This is a genomic window from Lysinibacillus sp. 10T31, assembly GCF_056394365.1.
In genome coordinates, this window is the sequence record NZ_JBFTHS010000042.1 from 19,720 (window position 1) to 39,195 (window position 19,476).

Genomic DNA, 19,476 nt, shown 5'->3' on the forward strand with positions numbered 1-19,476 from the left:
TATTCATTTATTTAGGGGGATCTACTAATGGAGAAAAAAATTCGCTACGATACACGAAAAGTCCATCGTGTTAATTTAGCAATCATTTCAATTTTGGCTGTTCTAATTTGTGGACCGTTGATACTTTCAAAGGGCATTATGTTCTTATTCGTTGGACTTGCCGTAATTGCATTAGCGGTTTGTAATTATTTTTTACCTATTAATACATATGTTAAAGGCTTTATTTTTGGAATGATTCCTTCGAGCGTTGTTTTTACGTTATTTTTAGTAGATAGCTTTTCATTAACTAAACATTATATTTTAATTTGTTCGGTGGCCATTATCGCTCTTTATTTTAGGCTGTTTTCGAAAAGATTGTTGCTAATCGATCAAAAGTCAGAATAGTCAAAAAGAATTATGGTCATTTGTGGTAAAATGAAATAAGAGGGTATTATGGAAAATTTAATTTTGACTTTATATATCTTAATCTTGATATCACTTAATGTTGTTTTCTTTGCATTGTATTAGAAAAGGAATATTAAATCTTATGGTGTCAGGCATCATTATGATGGTACTTGCTCCAGTGATTGGTTTTTCGAGTGGTACTTTATTTCTTCATTTTTGGGTTCTGGTGGAACAGGAGAAGGTGCAGGCTATGGTGGGGCATTTTTAGGATTTATAACATTAGCTAATGGGATTCTCATTCTAGTGGTTGGTGTTATAAGGTGGATTTTAAATTTCGTGAAAAAGTGAAATAGTGTTTCGTTTTTCGAGTAATCGGAGGGATTTTGTTGAATGATAAAAAAGTTTTAGTTATAGGTAATGTTATATTTTCTGGTTTTGTTGCACTTTTGATTTCTTGGTTTTTTGCAGAAGGGGCGTTAGGTGAATCTGATACTTTGACACCAGAATTCTTTTTAGTCATACCGATATGGGCTTTTGGGGTGCTATTGATGTGGAGATTCGTTTACAAAGACAAATTAGAAAATGCTTCTCATTTTAAAATAATATTGAGCAATTCTCTGCTTTGGTTAACTATCCCTTTAGGTTTAATGTTTGCGTTTGAATTCATATAAGAATATTGGGAAGAAAGATACATCAAAAAGAATTTAACTAACTTATTTATAACGGGGAATGTCTAGTTGATAAGGGGAGTAATATGAGGAACAAAATGATTATGTTGATTTCTTTGCTATTCTTAATGACACTTGTTGGATGTGAAAACATTGATAAGAATGAGACGTGGAAGGTAAGTCCAACGTTTTCATTACCCGTTACTTTTGGTGATGGGACAAAAGGTGAGTATTTGTTGATTGGTGAAGAAGGGAAAGTTGGTTTTTTAGTTGGATCGGGTAAAAAAGGTGAGGCAGTAGAAGTCCCAATTATCGCTAATAAAACAAATAAGTATATGTGGCATTTTTGGGGAGACAAAGATAGTATCAGTGGTGATTTTAAAGTAATCGGAACTGACAAAGAAGGGAAAGAACATCCCGTGTTGGTATCTGGCAATGATACAGTATGGCAATATTCCAATGCTTCCATTAGCCCTAATAACGGTGCCGATTCCCATATCCCATCGAATATGGTGTTCCCTATAAGTGGATTATGGAAATTAGAAATATATTTTAATGATAAATTATTTGGGGATATAGCTATAAACGTCGAAGAAAGTTAAATTATTTTCAACTAACAGGTGATTTACTTGAAGGTCATAAAGTTGCATAGGTAGCTCTTTCTTCAAAATGAGTATGTTCTAAAGCTTCGTTTTTTATATCAAACCAAAAAGACAGATTTATCCTACTCGTTTTGTAGATTAAATCTGTTTTTTAGTTTTAACAGCAACAATCATTTAGAAAACAGCCTTATTTTAAGAAAGAATTACTAGTATTTTTTGGCGTGCTAACAAACATCAGCTTCCTGATACTTTATATTGCTAATGCTAAATCATTATTAGGGCCATCCAATGATATGGTTGTTTTCATTACGCTTCTTGCGATTATGAATGGCGTTATCATTGCATTTTATTTAATCGCAAAATGGGGCAATGAACTAGTTGAGCATGCTGCCATTCAGCAAAATGAAGTGAAAGCGTCATTAAATCAGTTAGAGAATACGTTTCAGGAAATTGAAAAAAGTAGCCAAGCATTGGATGAGCATGTTACACAATTCCAACAAAATATGCAGAGTTTAACTGGAACGAGTAAACAAATTCTTTTAGCTACAGAAGATATTTCCGCAAGTATTCAACAGGAGTCATCTAGTCTACAAATGATTCATGGCACGATGAAGGAATCTGTGCATTTTGTTACCGAAACATTCGCTATTTCAAAGGATACTGTTTCTAAATCTACTGATTTGCAGCAGGAGATTTTAGTAGGTTGGGAGAAAATGCAGGATGCGATGGCGCAGATGGGTGTGATGAATCAAGCGATGAGTTCTACAGCCGAAACTGTGAATGAGCTACAGACTAGCTTGAAAACCGTAGATAGCTTGTTAAAGGGCATACAGCATATTGCAGAACAGACGAATTTACTTGCTCTTAATGCTGTAATTGAAGCGGCAATGGCGGGGGAGCATGGTAAAGGATTTGCCATCGTTGCAGATGAAGTGCGGAAATTAGCGGAAGAAAGTGCCGCCATTACAGCCCTTTCCGAACGGGAAAGCCCGTCGCCTTTAGGCATGGGATGAAAGTGAGGTTGGATAAGGAGTGCCACTGAAACTGTAGGTTTGTGGTACTTTAAGTATCCAACATGTTGGTATCTTTTATTTTTTATCTTTTTCGTATCAGTTTGGCGTCAAAACTAATACGATGTGTATATGATAAATGATTATAGAAGAGCCAAAACAACCGTGTCATTAATTAACTATCATTTTGTGTTTTGCCCGCGATACAGAAGAAAGATTTTCCTTAACACAAAAGTAGAAGAACGTTTCAAAGAGTTGGTTCAAGAAATATGTGGGGAACTGGATATTGCTATTATCGCAATGGAATGTGACAAAGACCACGTTCACTTGTTTTTGAATACACTGCCAATACTTAGTCCTGCTGATATAATGGCAAAAATTAAAGGAGTGACATCAAAACGCTTGAGAGAAGAGTTTCCTCATCTTCAACATTTGCCGAGTCTATGGACACGTTCTTATTTTGTTTCTACTTCTGGAAATGTATCTAGTGAGACAATAAAACATTATGTTGAAAATCAAAAGACAAGGGGGTGAAACTTGTGTCACAAACTATCACAGTCAAAGTTAAATTGCTTCCAACAAAAGTACAAATTGGGCTATTGGAACAAAGTAGTCACGAGTATATCAGAGTCATTAATACACTTGTATCCGAAATGGCGGAAACAAAGAAATGCACTAAGAAAAGTACAAAAGATGTTGAAGCTAATATACCAAGTGCAGTGAAAAACCAAGCCATTAAGGATGCAAAAAGTTTGTTTTCTACAAAAGTGAAAAAAAGTAAATACAAAATCGTTCCGATTCTAAAAAGACCCGTTTGTGTATGGAACAATCAAAACTATTCATTTGATTTCACACACATTTCAATTCCATTTATGGTAAATGGGAAATCAACTCGTTTAAAGGTTCGTGCATTATTGATTGATAAAGACAACCGAAACTTGGATTTGTTAAAACACAAATTAGGCACACTTCGAATCACGAAAAAATCCAATAAGTGGGTTGCACAAATATCTGTGACGATTCCTACAAATGAAAAAATAGGAACAAAGATTTTAGGTGTAGACTTAGGTCTCAAAGTTCCTGCGGTAGCCATCACAGACGACGATAAGGTTCGTTTCTTTGGAAACGGTAGACAAAACAAAAATAAGAAGCGTAAGTTTGCTTCAAAACGGAAGGAATTAGGAAACAAAAAGAAAATCAACGCTATTCGTAATTTAGACGATAAAGAAAAAAGATGGATGCAGAACCAAGACCACAAAGTAAGTCGTGCAATCGTAAATTTCGCAACTGATAATAACATTTCTGTCATTCGTTTAGAACAACTAACGAATATCAGACAGACGGCAAGAACAAGCCGTAAAAACGAGAAAAATCTGCATACTTGGTCATTTTATCGTCTGTCTCAATTTATTGAATACAAAGCGAATTTAGTTGGTATTAAAGTTGAATACGTGAACCCTGCCTATACAAGTCAATCCTGTCCGAAATGTTCTGAAAAGAACAAGGCACAAGACAGAAAATACAAGTGCCAATGTGGATTTGAGAAACACCGTGATTTAGTCGGTGCAATGAATATTCGATATGCACCTGTGATTGATGGTAAAAGTCAATCAGCCTAAGATGCTATATGCACTGTCTTAGGAGGGGCAATGAGATGCCCTCATCTTGAAGGCTGTTCAAAACAGAAATTGACTGCGAACGCTTAGTCATTCAAGAATCCCACCCGTCACACCGTGTGGTGTAGGGCTTGCGGTTTTAACCGTGGGAGTCTCAACAGTTAGTAATTTAGAAAACTCGATTGTATTTTATAAAAAATTAGGGCTGGAACTAGCCTATAAAAAAGGAAAAGTTGCTTTCTTTTGGGTTGTTAAAGGAGAAAGCTGGTTAGGTTTATGGGAAAGTGATAGTGTTCACTTAAAATACCATCCATCTATCCGACATTTGGCGTTTAAAATTGACGAAGAAGATTTTGAGCATGTGAAAGAGTGGTTGTCTTCAATCGGCATTGAAGTTCGAACAGAATTTGGCCTTACTTCTGAACATCAACCTTTAGTGCTGTCAAATAATCCTCATGCACATGCAGCAATTTATTTCTCAGATCCAGATGGTAATTCATTAGAATTAATTACACCATTGAGACTAGACGATATTGAGAGTTTTAATGAGATGTCTCTTGAAGAGTGGAGAAAACGTTATTCCGTTTAAGCTTTTAGCGAATTTTGCTTAATTATTTTGGATATCCATTAGTAAACAGTTCTATTACAGTAAAAGAGCCTTATACCTTGAACGGTAAGGCTCTTTCTCTTACTTGAAAGTAAAATTTTATTAAATCACTGTTTCGTTGTTACATCTTTCATAGCATTACTGTCATGATTATATTTAAAAGTAATTGCAAAAATGAATGCCAAAATAAGAGTATACGCCCCAAAAACCAACCAAATGTTGTGCCAGTTTCTTACGCCGTCAACTGTAAAATAATCAACTACTTTTCCACTAATGACAGCTCCTAAATAGGCGCCTATGCCATTGACCATTGTACTATATAATCCTTGAGCACTACCGCGAATGCGGTGGTCGACTTCTTTTTCCACAAAAATGGCTCCCGAAATATTAAAGAAATCGAAGGCACAACCATAAACAATCATTGATAACAATAATAGTAAAAATCCTACGCCAATTGGGCTTCCATATCCAAAGAAAACAAAACGTAATGTCCATCCAATCATACTGATCAGTATTACTTTTTTAATGCCATACTTACGTAAGAAAAATGGAATGGTCAGAATAAAGAATACCTCTGAAATTTGTGACACTGATAATAAAATAGCTGGATATTTAACAGCAAAGCTATTTTTATAATCAGGGTTCAACGCGAAGTCGTGTAAAAATGGATCACCAAATGTATTGGTAATTTGAAGCGCAACACCTAATAACATTGCGAAAATTAAAAACAACGCCATTTTTTTATCTTTAAAAAGGACAAAAGCGTCTAATCCCAAAAGGCTTACCAACGACTTGTCCTTAATTGCATTAGAAGTTGGACAGGCAGGAAGAGAAATTGTGTATAGTGCAAGTAGTAATGAAGAACCGCTAGCTATTAATAGCTGAATATTGCTTAATTCTATTTTGGCAAGACTAATAATCCACATCGCAAGAATAAAACCTATTGTCCCATAGACACGAATAGGTGGGAAGTCTTTTACAACATCAAATCCTCTATTTTCCAGGTAATAATAAGAAATTGTATTCGATAAAGCAAGTGTGGGCATATAAACGATTGAGTTAAAGAGCATTATCCAGAACATCATGGTAGGATCTGAAATTTCAGCAGCGGTAAATAGGGTAATTGCACCGAGGAAATGTAATATTCCGTATAACACATTTGCTTTTACCCATCGATCTGCAATAATACCGATTAAACTTGGCATAATAATGGCTGCAAGACCGTTAGAACTATATACGATTCCAACTTGCGCGCCAGTAAAATTCAACGTATTGATCATATAAGAACCAAATGTAACAAGCCAAGATCCCCAAATAAAAAACTGTAGAAAAATCATTATTTTAAGCCGTAATTTTATATTCATTTTTTCCTCCTAGAAGGTGATGGAGTTATTTTTATTTTGAAAAATAACTTAACAAGGTGATATCCTATAATGTCTGTTTTAATGAATTCATTATGCATGAATCGTTCAATTAAAAATTTTTTGTCTTATTTGAGGAGATAAGAACCATAATCGCTACATCGGACTCTAGAAATGGTGACATAACTAAAGCATTTGCTCCAAATGTTAGATTCATACGAATTTTAATTGAGTTGCCACTATGGTGAAATTTGGTTTTGGCTACAAATTAATAAATTTGTAAGGAATGAGTAAGAAAAAAGAGAAAACTGATTCGTACAATAATAAATAGATAATGAAAGGGAAAATTAAATGGCTCTTGGTGACAATTACATGAATGGAGGATGGCGACTCTGAGGAATTGTGGGAGTAAATGTGTATGAGGGACGAAGTGGTTTTGGCAACGTCCTGCGCAAAGAGTTTTCTTGAAGTAAGATGTGCAGGGAAGTACATATTTTGGTGAAGAGCTATATATAAACTTAGAATTTGAAAGGGAGAAGTTGACATGCAATTAACAGATATTATTCCTACGATATCATTGGGTACACCATTTTTTATAATTCTATCAATAGTATCTATTGTGATTGGAATATGCCTAATTATTTTTGGTTTTGTAAGGCAGAAAAATCATAAAAAGAGTACGCTAGCGACATGTTGTATTGTTTTAGGATTTTTAATTATTATTACACATACAATTCAAATCATTGCGAGAACAATTTAATGCTATAACAAAAAATAAAATAGCTAAGCTAGTACAAAAAATGTGACTGCTTCAGCAATATCAAAAAGCCCGATTTCTCAGTATTAAAATTGAGAAATCGGGCTTTTTTGTTGCATCGGGAAAGCGGTCTAAAATGATTAAATAGCTTATGCCTCTTGAACATTAGCACTCGTTACTAAAGACTCCGGTTCACATGGAGTATCTTTATGTAAAAAATTAATGATCGAATCGTTTACCTTTTTAGCATCCTCTATAAATAAGCAATGACTTGTATTTGGTAACATTATGGTTTCTATATGAGGAATGCTGGCTCTTGCTTGCATCAGAGCCCGTCTGGGGTTGTAGATAACCTCTTTTTCGCCCATTAATAATAAGGTTGGAACTTGAATAGTCTTTAGTTTTTCTTTTGGAATCACTTTTGGGATGACTGGCTTTACCTTCCATTTGTAATGCAAAACCCCGTAAATGAATTGATCAAAGACTTCGTTATCGATGGTATTTCCTTTTGCTATGAACCAATCACAAAAAAATCGCTGGATGAATCCTTTACGTCTTATGGAATTTATAAAAGCAAGACGAAGGAAAAATTGTTTATGCAACGGGACAAATGAAGCGGCAGGGGACAAGAGGACCATTTTGTTTATCCTGCTTTGTATGGATGTCGCTATATTCAATGTTATATACCCACCAGCCGAATGTCCGATAAAATCTGTTTTTTCAATACCAAGATGATCCAGAACTTCAGCCATCCATTTCCCCATGTCCTCAGGGTCGCTGATGGAACGAATAGGTTCACTTTTGTTAATATCCCCAATTGTATCAACTGCATAGACGCGTCGAATCTTGCTCAACGCCTCAATGTTCGCATACCAAATAGTTGATCCCATTCCAGCCCCATGCAACATAATAACTGGCGGAAGTTCCTTTTCTCCAGATGCTATGACATGAGTATTTCCGTATGTTGTCGGTATATTCAATATTTCATATGAAACATTCCAACGTTTTAAATTATTGCTATAGGCTTGCTGAAAAAGTTCCTCGCCTTCTGGTGTTTTGAATGCCATCTTATCCTCTCCGTCATATAAAAGTATGGGAACACTCTATTAAAGAATACGGGTATAGACAGTAGAGAATTTTGAACATGTTTCGGAACCCTTGAAAACTTCTACTATTTATACACCTTAAAGAGAAAGTAATAAAGTTGGCATTGCCTCTATATAGAAAGTTCCTTTAAATTCTCCTTTATATTTACATTTTAGGGAATGGAACTAGGGTTGTATATAAAAATAATTAGGAATGGATAGTCTATTTCATAAGCTATATTGCTAGTTGGTGATGTCAAGTAGGTTACCCTAGTGTTTTTCGATAAAAGTGGTACATGGAGATAAAGAAATTGAGGTACTTCGTATACCCCTTAATGGGCATAGTATGCGAGCTATTGGTAAGCACATGAAGCAACATAGAGTGAGAAACAATATTTTGGTTCAAATGATAAAGATACACTTGAATATACCTTGACAGGAATATTCCTTGTGAGTTATATTTTGATTAACAGGAACATAAAACCTGTGCTGATGTAGATGATAATTTACCGGCGACCATCATTTTACGAGGTGAGTGACATGTCAGGGAAAGTTCCAGGAGTAAACATAACGACGTTGAGCGCTTTGTCTGAACCAAATCGTTTGAATATCGTCGAACTCCTGCGCCAGGGTCCTCTAACCGTGGGTGAGATTGCCGACCAACTGGGATTGAGGCAGCCTCAAACTTCAAAGCATTTAAAAGTACTTAGCGACAACGGGATCGTGGAAGTGCAGGCTGAAGCTAACCGTCGAATCTACAAGCTGCGGCCCGAGCCATTCCAAGCGCTGGATTCTTGGATACAGTCCTTCCAGAGTGTAATGCAAGAAAGATTCGATAATTTAGATGAATATTTGAAGGAATTGCAGAAAAAAGAAAAATCATAAAACCATTTCATCATCAAGGAGGAATTACAATGTCAAACAATTCAATGGTATCAAGAGTAGAAAACGATCGTGTACTTATACTGGAGCGCGTTTTCGATGCTCCACGAGATTTATTATTCGAGATGTTCAAAGATCCAGAGCATCTGAAACGTTGGTGGGGGCCGAGAGGTTGGGAAATTCCAGTCTGCACTGTTGATTTTCGTCCGGGAGGCGTTTGGCACTACTGTATGAAGTGCGTTGATGAAAACCTTGGTGACTTTTTTGGTATGGAATCGTGGGGAAAAGGGATTTATAAGGAGATTATCGAGCCTGAGAAGATCAGCTATACCGATTACTTTTCGGATGCTGAAGGTAATTCGAATGACTCTATGCCATCGACCGAGATTACATTGGAATTCATCGATTTGGATGGAAAGACTAAGTTGATAAACCGTGCACAATATGTGTCTGCAGAAGCGCTTAAGACCGTTATGGATATGGGCATGCTACAAGGCATCACAGAAACTTGGGACCGCTTGAATGAGCATGTGCAGTCGCTGTAATAATAGAAAAGTTTTTCAGGTAAGAAAATCAGACATTTTATGGGAGTGTAAAAAGCAATGATTAATAAAGTCGGTCAAATCATGTTGTACGTTAATAACCAAGATGAAGCAAAAGAGTTTTGGACAGAAAAAGTAGGATTTAGTGTAATTTCAGAGGAAGATAACGGCCAAGGAATGAAATGGATTGAAATTGCTCCAACTAAAGAAGCAGCGACAAGAATTATTCTCCACAATAAGGAATTAATCGCTAAAATGCAACCTGAATTGAATCTTGGTACGCCTTCTTTAATGTTCTTCTCGGAAGATATCGATAAATTATATAACGACTTATCAAACAAAAACGTTATTGTCGGAGAAATTGTAAATATGCCTTCAGGTAGAGTGTTTAATTTTGCGGATAATGAAAACAATTACTATGCAGTAATGGAATCAAAATAAATTTTTATACAATTTATGAGTGCGATGCTTGAATAAAAGCATCGCATTTTGCATGCTTGATCTGTTTTTTACAGATTATTTTGCAGTGTAATAAATGTCGCGCATTAAACAAAGGAACAGCACAGGCGATCATTCTTCTGTTAGGACTTCAAACCTGTTTTTTTGATACGTTCCAAAGTAAGTATCAGCATTTCCCCCAAATGTTCATCATGACATCAAAAATCTCAGGGATTCACCATAATCTCACCAGACAGTATAAAAACTTTAAGCGATTTTTTTATCCTTACTGAATCTCTGTAATGTAAAAATTAGTCCCGTTAGACCAGCAGATAAGGTAGGTGCAATACTAAATATAAAAAAACGCCATTCTCCTGTGTATAAGGATACTGTCAGAACGTCTATTTCATTATTTCTAAAAAAAATATTATGAAATAGGGGAGGAGGTGATCCAATGAAATTTAATAACTTTCAAAGTGGGTTAAACGGAGCAACAGGAGCAACTGGACTGCAAATAATAGAGGGTAGAGTTGGAGCAACAGGAGCAACTGGGCCTCAAGGAACAACAGGGGCAACAGGAGCAACTGGGCTTCAAGGAACAACAGGGGCAACAGGAGCAACTGGGGTTCAAGGAATAACAGGAGCGATAGGAGCAACTGGGGTTCAAGGAATAACAGGAGCGACAGGAGCAACTGGGGTTCAAGGAATAACAGGAGCGATAGGAGCAACTGGGGTTCAAGGAATAACAGGAACAACAGGGGTAACTGGGCTTCAAGGAATTACCGGTTCAACAGGAGTGACTGGCTCCACTGGTCCAACAGGTTCGAATGGTCCAGGACTAATGGAAGTTTACTTAAGTACAGATCAATCAGTTGTAAACAATGATTTTCTTGGGATTGGGAGTGCCTCAGCTTCTTTCATTAAAAATACATTTGTAGTTCCTCAAAATGCAGTGATAACAAGTTTAACTCTTAATATACGAGATCATAATTTAACTGCTGGAGATACTGCATCTGCACAAATATATTTAAGTACAAATTGTGGCTTTACTGCCCCGATAGCTACTGGTATCATAGCAACTATTACAGGACCTAGTTCATCTACTTCACCAAATTGTTGTACAACTATAACGTCAAATTTCTCAGTAAATAGTTGTACTCTTCTGTCTGTAGAAATAACAACTTCTGGTGGATCTTTTGCAAACGGTGTATCTGCAACTATTCGATATCATTCACCTTAAGGGAATTTCTACCGGATGAAACCTTTAGAGGAAACAAATTTAGAAAAGAGTTTTGAAAAAGCCGCAATAACGTTAACGGGTTTTGTTTTGAAGTACAAATAGCAAAATCGCAGGTTAAAAGAAAGATAATTAATTAGCATACTAAAAGGTACTGCAATTCGCAGTACCTTTTTTGTACAACTTGGTTTGATATTTCGTAAATCAAAATTTAACGAAAGCAACCGATCGTTTAAGTACATTTATTTACAAACTATCTGGTTTTACATATATTATCTCTGTTTAGTTATTACAGGAATGCTGCCCTATAGATGTCGATTTGCTCCCAATATTATAATAAAGTTTAAAGAATTACGCCTGATACATCTCCTTTCAATACTTCTTTTTCATGCTGATTTTTACATAAAAAGGATGCTACAAACGCTGTTCTATTATTTTCTTGCCTTTCGTATTTCTCAATTTTAACTATACAAAATATTGTATCTCCTGTAAAAACAGGTCTTAAAAACACAAAACTCGTATTACGGGCCAGTACGTTATGGTCTCCAGCTATTTTTGTTGGCAGAGTTGCCGTTAGTAACCCTTGAATGACAAGTCTTCCTTGTTCATCTGGGGTAATATGATGAATCCCTTCATCCCCTGAAACCTCAGTAAATAATTCTACATCCCTTACTGTAAAAGTTCGTTCAAACGTAATTATATCTCCTGGTTTTAATGACATTTTAAACTCCTCCTACTGTCTGGTTAATCACAATGTGAATATTACATCAATACCAGACTATTTAAGGTGATATATTCCACAAAAATCTAAAAAAACCTTCTTCAACTAATCTGCCCGCACATTTACTGTTGCTGAAGCAGCCAAAGTAGGATCAAATAAAATAAAAACAGCTAAACTTGCGCAAGTTGCAAATGTTGTAGCTACATAATGGGAGATTACCAGCAAAGCTAATTTAGCCGAGCTGGTCTTTTTAATTTACTTAGTCATAATCAACCATAAATCTTAAGCCCAATATGACATCAGTCTATCACTGTATTTACGAGAATATAAAACTTTGATATTCTATTTATGGGAAATATTTCTTTTTGGAGGGGATAATCAGGGTGTTAAAGTTAACAAAAAAATTTTATTAGTGAGGGCATTAAATATTGTTTTAGGAAGTGTATATCTAGATATCAAGGAGGTATTTCTATAATGAAAAATAAACTATCTTTGGTGTTAGCCGCTACATTAGCGTTAACGATGAGCCTACCAACAGGGGCGATGGCGACTTCTACCAGTCAAACTACGGTTGTGGCTAGCCAAGAATTAGCTAGTCAAGAACTGAAAAAGATTGCAGCAGAGAAGGCTACTCTACTTACGAAGACCTATGAGACAACTAGCGTACAGTATGCGCTAATTGATAATGGTAAACTTATTTTGTCGGGTCAGACAGGCAAGAACGATATGGAAGGGAAACAGCCACTGACCAAAGATACCCTATACGGGATTGGTTCAGTCAGTAAAATGTATGTAACAGCGGCTGTAATGAAATTGGTCGACGAAGGAAAAGTCGATTTGGATGCTCCTGTCGTCCACTATGTTCCTGATTTCAAGATGAAAGACGAGCGTTACAAAAGCATTACGCCACGTATGCTGTTGAACCACTCCTCTGGCTTGCAAGGTAGTACTCTTAGTAATTCATTTTTATTTAATGATAATGATACCTATGCCCATGATAACTTATTGCAGCAATTGTCCAACCAGCAATTGAAGGCGGATCCTGGCGCGTTCTCAGTATACTGCAACGACGGCTTTACGCTAGCCGAGATTATGGTGGAAAGAGTCAGCGGTATGAGCTTTACCGAATTTATACATCAACGATTTACAAAACCCTTAAAGCTAAATCATACGAAAACGCCGCAGGACAAATGGGAAGATGATAAGCGAGCTGGACTTTATTCTCCAATGTACCAAGGGCAGCTTCCTACTGAATCAGTGAATGTGATTGGTACGGGAGGGATCTCTTCCACAGCAGAAGATTTGGTGCGATTCTCACAATTATTTATGGGACAGGGAAAAGGAATCCTCTCTGAAAAGGCAGTAAAGGCGATGGAGCAAGAGGAATATAAAAAAGGAATGTGGCCGGGGGATGGAGATAATATTATCAACTATGGTCTTGGTTGGGATAGTGTGAAACTATATCCATTTAGTGAATATGGGATAAAGGGCTTGGCTAAAGGCGGCGACACGGTACTGCAACATGCTTCACTAGTCGTGCTTCCCGAACAGAAGATGGCAGTGGCTGTGTTGTCATCCGGTGGTAGCAGCACTGCAAATCAACTGATGGCGACTGAAATACTGCTCGCAGCCCTTAAAGAGAAGGGAACAATTAAGGATATTAAGCCGAACAAGTCCTTTGGCAAGCCGGTCAAGGCTAAGATGCCTCAAGACGTAGCAAAGAAAGCGGGTTATTACGGCAATAGTTTCAGTCATTTCAAAATAGAAATTACGAAGAATGGCGAACTGGTCTTCTCATCGAATCCAGAAGTAAAATATGTATATACTGCGGATGGAAGCTTTATTAATGAGAATGGTACCTCCAAGCTCAACTTTGTCACAGAGAAGAATAGACGAACATATTTGAGGGAGAGCACATTTATATCGATGCCAGGTTTAGGGCAAGCAGCTGTTACTCAATATGTAGCCGAGAAACTAGAAGACAACGTGTTATCGAAGGAAACTACTGCAGCATGGTCGAAGCGGGAAGGCGTCAAGTTCTATGTTGTAAATGAGAAATATAGTTCTACTCAATATCTCTTACCGATGATGTTTACTATTCATCGCAATGAAGGTCTAGAGGGCTATTGGGACGGCAGAAAAATTACAGGCCCAAATACGGCTGCGCATCAGCTCCAGATTCCCGTTATGACAGGTCGTGATACGACGGACGCCCGTTTCTATACAGAAGGCGGCGATGAATATATGGAGATGTCCGGATTTGTATACGTAAGTGAATCCAACGTAAAACCGTTAGAAGTAGGCCAATCATCCAAAGTTACGCTTCAAGCAAATGGGCATGCGAAATGGTTTACAATCCCGCAAGCGGCAGCAGAGAAAACGATGACCGTGGCGTTGCCATCGAAGAGTTCGTTCGCCGTGTATGATGAGAATGGTGTATGCGTCAATTTTACCGTTGTGAGCGGCAATAACAAAGTGAAACTGCCGAAGAACGGAACGGTTGTATTTGCTGGCGCGCCGAACTCGGAATTTGCAATCACGTTGGATTAACTATAATTCAAGAACGGTTTCAACAAAAACAATACGACACAGAAATAGCTCGAGCTCATTTGACTGCATTCTTAACTCGGAATTATGTAGAAGATAATAAATAATAAACAAAAGCTACTAAAAATGAACTATACCCCAAAAGTTAGAGTTTTTATTATGCAGCTAATTGGCTGGCATGAAGTACGGTATTTTACTGGACTCATGCCAGCCAGTTTTTGTTTAATACGTTCATTGTTATAGTAGTCGATATACCGTTCGATTTTCTTCTTCAATTCTTCATACGAGATTAATACTTCACCGTAATACATCTCTTGTTTGAGAATGCCAAAGAAGTTTTCCATCGCCGCATTGTCTGCACACGTCGCTTTGCGAGACATGCTTTGGAAGATCTTGTTTTGCTGTAATGTTTTCACCCATGAATTATGTTGATAATGCCAACCTTGGTCCGAATGAATCGTTGCACGATATGTAGCTTGGTTCTGAATGGTTGGCAGAACTTGATGTGGCGATTCTAATACGAAATCCAATGTTGGGCGTTTGGACATACTAAACCCAATAATTTCCCTGTTATAGAGATCCATGATTGGACTTAAATAAAATTTTTCATTTTCTGTACACTTGAATTCTGTTACGTCCGTCACCAGTTTTTGTAAAGCGTTTGGCGTGTCGAAACGGCGGTTTAATCGATTCTTTGCGACTTTACCTACCATGCCCTTGTATGATTTATAACGAGATTTACGAACGAATTTCACACACTTTAAACCCAATTCCTTCATGATTCGCTATACTTACTTGTGATTGATGACGTATCCCTGTGATTTTAATTCTGCATGGATTCGGCGATAACCATATCTACCTTCATGCTTCTCAAATAGCGCTAAAATCAATGTATTCCATTCTTGATTGGGATCTTTATTTTTTAACTATTGGATATGGAAATGATACGTTGCTTCAGGGATCTCAACGATTTTCAATACATCTTTCAATCGGAACCCTTCTTCTTTGAGTTCGAATGCCAACGCTGCTTGTGCTTTGCGAGGAAGGCATCCGGGTTCGCCTCGAAAGCGTCTAACTTTTTTATGTACGCAATCTCTAATCGGAGAAGCTCATTTTCACGTTCTAGTTGTTCTTCACGAGACATTGTGCTTGGTTGTTTGACAGGTTTATTTTTTAGATTATTAGACATAGGTGGCCGTTCCTTCGCTTTTTCTTGCAGGCCTTCTATTGATTCCTTCAAAAATTTACTGTTCCAGTTTGCTATTAATGTTAAATTCAATCGCTGTATCTTGATAAGAAGCACTTGTTTGTTTCATAAAGTGTAATACATCGAGCTTGAATTAAACAGAGTAAGCTTGTTTCGTTACTTTTCTACGTAATCCAACTTCTCCAAATTCTTTGTAGGCACATACCCAACGCTTAATTTGCGAGTAATTGGAATGTCATGTTTTTCCGCTAATAATTTATAACCTAAAGGACCTTTCATATATTCATTAACCACATTTATTTTGAATTCTTCACTGTATTTCACCATGAAAAACACCCTAAGGTTAGATTTTTGACTCTAACTTTAGGGGTGCAGGACCAGCTAATATAGCCGAGCTGGTCTTTTTAATTTGCTTTGTCATAACGCATAAGTCTTAGGCCCGATATGGTTTCAGTCTATCACTGTATTTACGAACTAAATATAACATTGATATTCTATTTATAGAAAATATTTCTTGTTGAAGGGAGTAATCAGGGTGTTAAAGTGAACAAAAAAATTTATTTGTGGGGGCATTAATTATTGTTTTAGGAAGTGTATATTTTGAAATCGATTATTTATCTAAGGAGGCAATTTTTTTATGAAAAAAAAACTATCTGGGGTGTTAGCGGCTACATTAGCGTTAACGATTAGCCTGCCAACAGGGGCGATGGCGTTTTCTAGCAGTCAGACTACGGTTGTAGCTAGCCAAGAAGTAACTAGTCAAGAACTGAAGAAGATTGCGRCAGAGAAGGCTGCACTACTCACGAAGTCGTATGAAACGACTAGCGTGCAGTATGCGCTAATTGATAATGGCCAAATTATTTTGTCGGGTCAGACAGGCAAGAACGATTTGAAAGGGAAACAGTCGCTGACCAAAGATACTCTATACGGGATTGGTTCAGTCAGTAAAATGTATGTAGCGGCGGCTGTGATGAAATTGGTCGACGAAGGAAGAGTCGATTTGGATGCTCCTGTCGTCCACTATGTTCCTGATTTCCAGATGAAAGACGAGCGTTACAAACGTATTACGCCGCGTATGCTGTTGAACCACTCCTCAGGCTTGCAAGGTACTATATATAGTAATGCATTTTTATTTAAAGATAATGATACGTATGCCCATGACAGCTTGTTAAGGCAATTGTCCGACCAAAGCTTGAAGGCGGAACCTGGTGCGTTCTCGGTATACTGCAACGACGGCTTTACGCTGGCCGAGATTTTGGTAGAAAGAGTCAGCGGTATGAGCTTTACCGAATATCTACATAAACGGTTTACAGAACCCTTAAAGCTAAATCATACGAAAACGCCGCAGGACAATTGGGAAGATGATAAGCGGGCTGGACTTTATTTTCCGACGTACCAAGGGCAGCTTCCCATTGAAGCATTGAATGAGATTGGTGCAGGAGGAATCTCTTCCACGGCAGAAGATATGGTGCGATTTTCACAATTATTTATGGGACAGGGAGAAGGAATCCTTTCTGATAAGGCAGTTAAGGCAATGGAGCAAGAGGAATATAAAAAAGGAATGTGGCCGGGAGATGAAGATAACATTATCAACTATGGTCTTGGCTGGGATAGTGTGAAACTATATCCATTCAGTGAATATGGGATAAAGGGATTGGCTAAAAACGGCGACACGTTACTACAACATGCTACAATGGTCGTGCTTCCGGAACAGAAGATGGCAGCGGCTGTGTTGTCATCTGGCGGTAGCAGCTCTACAAATCAACTGTTGGCAACTGAATTGCTACTTGCCGCGCTCAAAGAGAAGGGCACAATTAAGGACATCAAGCCGAACAAATCCTTTGGTAAGCCGGTTAAGGCCAAGATGCCTCAAGACGTAGCGAAGAAAGCGGGTTTTTACGGCAATAGTGGCAGTCATTTCAAAATAGAAATTACGAAGAATGGAGAACTGTTCTTACCATTTAATCCAGAAGAAAAATATGTATATACTGCGGATGGAAGCTTTGTTAATGAAGAGGGTACCTCCAAGCTCAACTTCGTCACCGAGCGGAATGGACGAACTTATTTGAGGGAGAGATCATATCTATCGACGCCAAGCTTGGGGCAAGATGCGATAGATCAATATTTAGGCGAGAAGCTAGAAGACAACGTGTTATCGAAGGAAAGCGCTGCCGCATGGGCGAAGCGGGAAGGCGTCAAGTTCTATCTTGTGAACGAGAAATTTAGTTCTATTCTATATCTTGCACAACAGGTACTTACCAAACAAATTACTCGCACGGATGGGCTGGCGGGCTATTGGGAAGGCAGAAAAATAACAGGCCCGAACACGGCGGAGCATCAGCTCCAGATCCCCGTGATGGCAAGCCGTGATACGACGGAAGCTCGTTTCTATACAGAAGGCAGTAATGAATATATGGAGATGGCCGGATTGTTATACGTAAGTGGATCCAACGTAAAATCGCTTGATGCAGGCCAATCATCCAAAGTTACGCTTCAAGCAAATGGGCATGCGAAATGGTTTACAATCCCGCAAGCTGCAGCAGGGAAAACGATGTCCGTGGCATTGCCAGCGAAGAGTTCGTTCGCAGTGTATGATGAGCAGGGAGTATGCGTCAATTTTACCGTTGTGGGCGGCAATAACAAAGTAAAACTGCCGAAGAACGGAACGGTTGTATTTGCTGGCGCGCCGAACTCGGAAATTGCAATCACGCTGAACTAGCTGAACGACTTCAACAAAACCGTTACGACACAGAAATAGCTCGAGCTCATTTGACTGCATTCTTAACTCGGAAATATGTAGAAGATAATAAATAATAAATAAAAGCCACTAAAAATGAACTATACCCCAAAAGTTAGACCAAAAATCTAACTTTTACGGGGCAGTTCAGGATTCGAGGGGCTTTTTTGAATAAGTTAGTTTCTTGGAAGTCATTTATTTAAATGATATAATACATTCGAAAAGTAATTAGTGGGGGTTTTGTTATGAGTATTTATAATTATTTGGTAAAGAAATCGAACGGTGAAATTTTGTCGATGGAAACATATCGAGGAAAGCCGATGCTTATTGTGAATACGGCCAACCAATGTCAATTTACATATCAATTTGAAGATCTACAAAAAATGTATGATAAATATAAAGATGATAATTTTATTGTATTAGGGTTACCATGCGATCAATTCGGCAACCAAAATCCCGAGGATGGACAAGAAACGACAAAGCTTTGTAAAATGAATTACGGTGTAACATTCCCGATTTTTGACCTTGTTAAGGTAAATGGAGAAGGGACGCATCCACTATTTAATTATTTGAAGCATGAGGTAGATTTCCGCGAATTTGGCAAGTTCAGTATGGAAGAGAAAATACTAGCAGAGAACATTTTGCAGTTAGAGCCGAGTTTTTTAGATGGGCGTAATATTCGTTGGAATTTCACGAAGTTTTTAGTTGATGCACAAGGGAAAACAGTTGCACGTTTTGAGCCGACAGATTCATTGCTCGATATCGAAACTGTCGTTGAAAATATTTTGTAAGTGAATAAATTTCAGAATTGATCTAAAACATCCTTCGGGATGTTTTTCTTTTGCTTTGAAAACGGCATCAAACAGCCAAAACACTTTGTGATGAGAGGGCAGAGCTTGGTGTGGTTTTGATAGTGGAATTTGCAGAAAATTGTTCCTATTTGTTTCCTATAGGACTATTATTAAGTGAAGGAGATATAGTTTTCCTTGCCAAAATGTATATAGCGGAGGGTTCAAATGAAACCAGAGCAAATTGTTAAAAAATTTTTTGAAGAAGTACGTTCAGGGAATAATCC

Annotated in this window: 22 protein-coding genes; 15 read left to right on the plus strand and 7 right to left on the minus strand. The window is 37.6% G+C overall.

Annotated elements, in window-relative coordinates; translation table 11 throughout:
• The first annotated feature begins 27 nt into the window (after nucleotides 1-27).
• From AC1DCY_RS20390 to AC1DCY_RS20420, 7 genes are all read left to right on the plus strand, one after another.
• Nucleotides 28-384 carry a hypothetical protein gene (locus tag AC1DCY_RS20390; RefSeq protein WP_477353163.1) on the plus strand — a complete coding sequence of 119 codons (357 nt, stop codon included), beginning with the start codon at nucleotides 28-30 and terminating at the stop codon, nucleotides 382-384.
• A 386-nt stretch (nucleotides 385-770) separates the two neighbouring features.
• Entirely contained in the window at nucleotides 771-1,055 is a 285-nt protein-coding gene (locus AC1DCY_RS20395) for a hypothetical protein (RefSeq protein WP_477353165.1), read from the plus strand.
• A gap of 83 nt (nucleotides 1,056-1,138) precedes the next feature.
• Nucleotides 1,139-1,654 (plus strand): DUF4871 domain-containing protein, encoded by a 516-nt coding sequence (locus AC1DCY_RS20400; RefSeq protein WP_477353167.1) that lies wholly within the window; start codon nucleotides 1,139-1,141, stop codon nucleotides 1,652-1,654.
• 221 nt (nucleotides 1,655-1,875) lie between these two features.
• Nucleotides 1,876-2,667 (plus strand): methyl-accepting chemotaxis protein, encoded by a 792-nt coding sequence (locus AC1DCY_RS20405; protein ID WP_477353169.1) that lies wholly within the window; start codon nucleotides 1,876-1,878, stop codon nucleotides 2,665-2,667.
• 129 nt (nucleotides 2,668-2,796) lie between these two features.
• Nucleotides 2,797-3,198 carry an IS200/IS605 family transposase gene (gene tnpA / locus AC1DCY_RS20410; RefSeq protein WP_477353171.1) on the plus strand — a complete coding sequence of 134 codons (402 nt, stop codon included), beginning with the start codon at nucleotides 2,797-2,799 and terminating at the stop codon, nucleotides 3,196-3,198.
• A 5-nt stretch (nucleotides 3,199-3,203) separates the two neighbouring features.
• Nucleotides 3,204-4,283: an RNA-guided endonuclease TnpB family protein gene (locus tag AC1DCY_RS20415; RefSeq protein WP_477353173.1), complete on the plus strand. Its 1,080-nt coding sequence runs from the start codon at nucleotides 3,204-3,206 to the stop codon at nucleotides 4,281-4,283.
• Nucleotides 4,284-4,425: 142 nt separating this feature from the next.
• Nucleotides 4,426-4,869: a VOC family protein gene (locus tag AC1DCY_RS20420; protein ID WP_477353175.1), complete on the plus strand. Its 444-nt coding sequence runs from the start codon at nucleotides 4,426-4,428 to the stop codon at nucleotides 4,867-4,869.
• 125 nt (nucleotides 4,870-4,994) lie between these two features.
• Here the strand turns inward: AC1DCY_RS20420 and AC1DCY_RS20425 are convergent, their stop codons facing one another.
• Nucleotides 4,995-6,251: a nucleoside permease gene (locus AC1DCY_RS20425; protein WP_477353177.1), complete on the minus strand. Its 1,257-nt coding sequence runs from the start codon at nucleotides 6,249-6,251 to the stop codon at nucleotides 4,995-4,997.
• Between the two features lie 541 nt (nucleotides 6,252-6,792).
• On the opposite strand from AC1DCY_RS20425, the gene AC1DCY_RS20430 reads away from it, so the two are divergent.
• Entirely contained in the window at nucleotides 6,793-7,008 is a 216-nt protein-coding gene (locus AC1DCY_RS20430) for a hypothetical protein (protein WP_477353179.1), read from the plus strand.
• Nucleotides 7,009-7,154: 146 nt separating this feature from the next.
• Here the strand turns inward: AC1DCY_RS20430 and AC1DCY_RS20435 are convergent, their stop codons facing one another.
• A complete protein-coding gene (locus tag AC1DCY_RS20435; RefSeq protein WP_477353181.1) occupies nucleotides 7,155-8,072 on the minus strand; it encodes an alpha/beta fold hydrolase in 918 nt (305 codons plus the stop codon).
• 558 nt (nucleotides 8,073-8,630) lie between these two features.
• On the opposite strand from AC1DCY_RS20435, the gene AC1DCY_RS20440 reads away from it, so the two are divergent.
• From AC1DCY_RS20440 to AC1DCY_RS20455, 4 genes are all read left to right on the plus strand, one after another.
• Nucleotides 8,631-8,975, plus strand: coding sequence for an ArsR/SmtB family transcription factor (locus AC1DCY_RS20440; protein WP_477353183.1), 345 nt, complete (start codon nucleotides 8,631-8,633; stop codon nucleotides 8,973-8,975).
• A gap of 29 nt (nucleotides 8,976-9,004) precedes the next feature.
• Nucleotides 9,005-9,517, plus strand: a complete 513-nt coding sequence (locus AC1DCY_RS20445) for an SRPBCC domain-containing protein (RefSeq protein WP_477353184.1) — start codon at nucleotides 9,005-9,007, stop codon at nucleotides 9,515-9,517.
• Nucleotides 9,518-9,574: 57 nt separating this feature from the next.
• Nucleotides 9,575-9,955 carry a VOC family protein gene (locus tag AC1DCY_RS20450; protein ID WP_477353186.1) on the plus strand — a complete coding sequence of 127 codons (381 nt, stop codon included), beginning with the start codon at nucleotides 9,575-9,577 and terminating at the stop codon, nucleotides 9,953-9,955.
• Between the two features lie 451 nt (nucleotides 9,956-10,406).
• Nucleotides 10,407-11,192: a hypothetical protein gene (locus tag AC1DCY_RS20455; RefSeq protein WP_477353187.1), complete on the plus strand. Its 786-nt coding sequence runs from the start codon at nucleotides 10,407-10,409 to the stop codon at nucleotides 11,190-11,192.
• 340 nt (nucleotides 11,193-11,532) lie between these two features.
• Here the strand turns inward: AC1DCY_RS20455 and AC1DCY_RS20460 are convergent, their stop codons facing one another.
• Nucleotides 11,533-11,910, minus strand: coding sequence for a hotdog family protein (locus AC1DCY_RS20460; protein ID WP_477353189.1), 378 nt, complete (start codon nucleotides 11,908-11,910; stop codon nucleotides 11,533-11,535).
• A gap of 474 nt (nucleotides 11,911-12,384) precedes the next feature.
• Here AC1DCY_RS20460 and AC1DCY_RS20465 point away from each other — a divergent pair, with 474 nt between their 5' ends.
• Nucleotides 12,385-14,460: a serine hydrolase domain-containing protein gene (locus AC1DCY_RS20465; protein ID WP_477353191.1), complete on the plus strand. Its 2,076-nt coding sequence runs from the start codon at nucleotides 12,385-12,387 to the stop codon at nucleotides 14,458-14,460.
• 128 nt (nucleotides 14,461-14,588) lie between these two features.
• Here AC1DCY_RS20465 and AC1DCY_RS20470 read toward each other — a convergent pair whose 3' ends face one another.
• The 4 genes from AC1DCY_RS20470 to AC1DCY_RS20485 form a co-directional block, all read right to left on the minus strand.
• On the minus strand, nucleotides 14,589-15,236 hold the full coding sequence (locus AC1DCY_RS20470; protein ID WP_477353193.1) for an IS3 family transposase: 648 nt from the start codon (nucleotides 15,234-15,236) through the stop codon (nucleotides 14,589-14,591).
• A 12-nt stretch (nucleotides 15,237-15,248) separates the two neighbouring features.
• Complete coding sequence (locus AC1DCY_RS20475) at nucleotides 15,249-15,347, minus strand: IS3 family transposase (protein WP_477353194.1); 99 nt, start codon at nucleotides 15,345-15,347, stop codon at nucleotides 15,249-15,251.
• Nucleotides 15,348-15,442: 95 nt separating this feature from the next.
• Nucleotides 15,443-15,736, minus strand: a complete 294-nt coding sequence (locus AC1DCY_RS20480) for a hypothetical protein (RefSeq protein ID WP_477353196.1) — start codon at nucleotides 15,734-15,736, stop codon at nucleotides 15,443-15,445.
• A gap of 84 nt (nucleotides 15,737-15,820) precedes the next feature.
• Nucleotides 15,821-15,991 carry a hypothetical protein gene (locus tag AC1DCY_RS20485; RefSeq protein WP_477353198.1) on the minus strand — a complete coding sequence of 57 codons (171 nt, stop codon included), beginning with the start codon at nucleotides 15,989-15,991 and terminating at the stop codon, nucleotides 15,821-15,823.
• Nucleotides 15,992-16,301: 310 nt separating this feature from the next.
• On the opposite strand from AC1DCY_RS20485, the gene AC1DCY_RS20490 reads away from it, so the two are divergent.
• On the plus strand, nucleotides 16,302-18,383 hold the full coding sequence (locus tag AC1DCY_RS20490; protein WP_477353200.1) for a serine hydrolase domain-containing protein: 2,082 nt from the start codon (nucleotides 16,302-16,304) through the stop codon (nucleotides 18,381-18,383).
• A gap of 263 nt (nucleotides 18,384-18,646) precedes the next feature.
• Entirely contained in the window at nucleotides 18,647-19,192 is a 546-nt protein-coding gene (locus AC1DCY_RS20495; RefSeq protein ID WP_477353202.1) for a glutathione peroxidase, read from the plus strand.
• Nucleotides 19,193-19,476: the final 284 nt, after the last annotated feature.

What these genes read in the sequence shown, in the direction of transcription:
- AC1DCY_RS20390 (WP_477353163.1), top strand. Translation starts at nt 28, where the DNA reads ATGGAGAAAAAAATTCGCTACGATACACGAAAAGTCCATCGTGTTAAT.
- AC1DCY_RS20400 (WP_477353167.1), top strand. Translation starts at nt 1,139, where the DNA reads ATGAGGAACAAAATGATTATGTTGATTTCTTTGCTATTCTTAATGACA.
- tnpA (WP_477353171.1), top strand. Translation starts at nt 2,797, where the DNA reads ATGATAAATGATTATAGAAGAGCCAAAACAACCGTGTCATTAATTAAC.
- AC1DCY_RS20425 (WP_477353177.1), bottom strand. Translation starts at nt 6,251, where the DNA reads ATGAATATAAAATTACGGCTTAAAATAATGATTTTTCTACAGTTTTTT.
- AC1DCY_RS20430 (WP_477353179.1), top strand. Translation starts at nt 6,793, where the DNA reads ATGCAATTAACAGATATTATTCCTACGATATCATTGGGTACACCATTT.
- AC1DCY_RS20435 (WP_477353181.1), bottom strand. Translation starts at nt 8,072, where the DNA reads ATGGCATTCAAAACACCAGAAGGCGAGGAACTTTTTCAGCAAGCCTAT.
- AC1DCY_RS20440 (WP_477353183.1), top strand. Translation starts at nt 8,631, where the DNA reads ATGTCAGGGAAAGTTCCAGGAGTAAACATAACGACGTTGAGCGCTTTG.
- AC1DCY_RS20445 (WP_477353184.1), top strand. Translation starts at nt 9,005, where the DNA reads ATGTCAAACAATTCAATGGTATCAAGAGTAGAAAACGATCGTGTACTT.
- AC1DCY_RS20450 (WP_477353186.1), top strand. Translation starts at nt 9,575, where the DNA reads ATGATTAATAAAGTCGGTCAAATCATGTTGTACGTTAATAACCAAGAT.
- AC1DCY_RS20455 (WP_477353187.1), top strand. Translation starts at nt 10,407, where the DNA reads ATGAAATTTAATAACTTTCAAAGTGGGTTAAACGGAGCAACAGGAGCA.
- AC1DCY_RS20460 (WP_477353189.1), bottom strand. Translation starts at nt 11,910, where the DNA reads ATGTCATTAAAACCAGGAGATATAATTACGTTTGAACGAACTTTTACA.
- AC1DCY_RS20465 (WP_477353191.1), top strand. Translation starts at nt 12,385, where the DNA reads ATGAAAAATAAACTATCTTTGGTGTTAGCCGCTACATTAGCGTTAACG.
- AC1DCY_RS20470 (WP_477353193.1), bottom strand. Translation starts at nt 15,236, where the DNA reads ATGAAGGAATTGGGTTTAAAGTGTGTGAAATTCGTTCGTAAATCTCGT.
- AC1DCY_RS20485 (WP_477353198.1), bottom strand. Translation starts at nt 15,991, where the DNA reads ATGGTGAAATACAGTGAAGAATTCAAAATAAATGTGGTTAATGAATAT.
- AC1DCY_RS20495 (WP_477353202.1), top strand. Translation starts at nt 18,647, where the DNA reads ATGAGTATTTATAATTATTTGGTAAAGAAATCGAACGGTGAAATTTTG.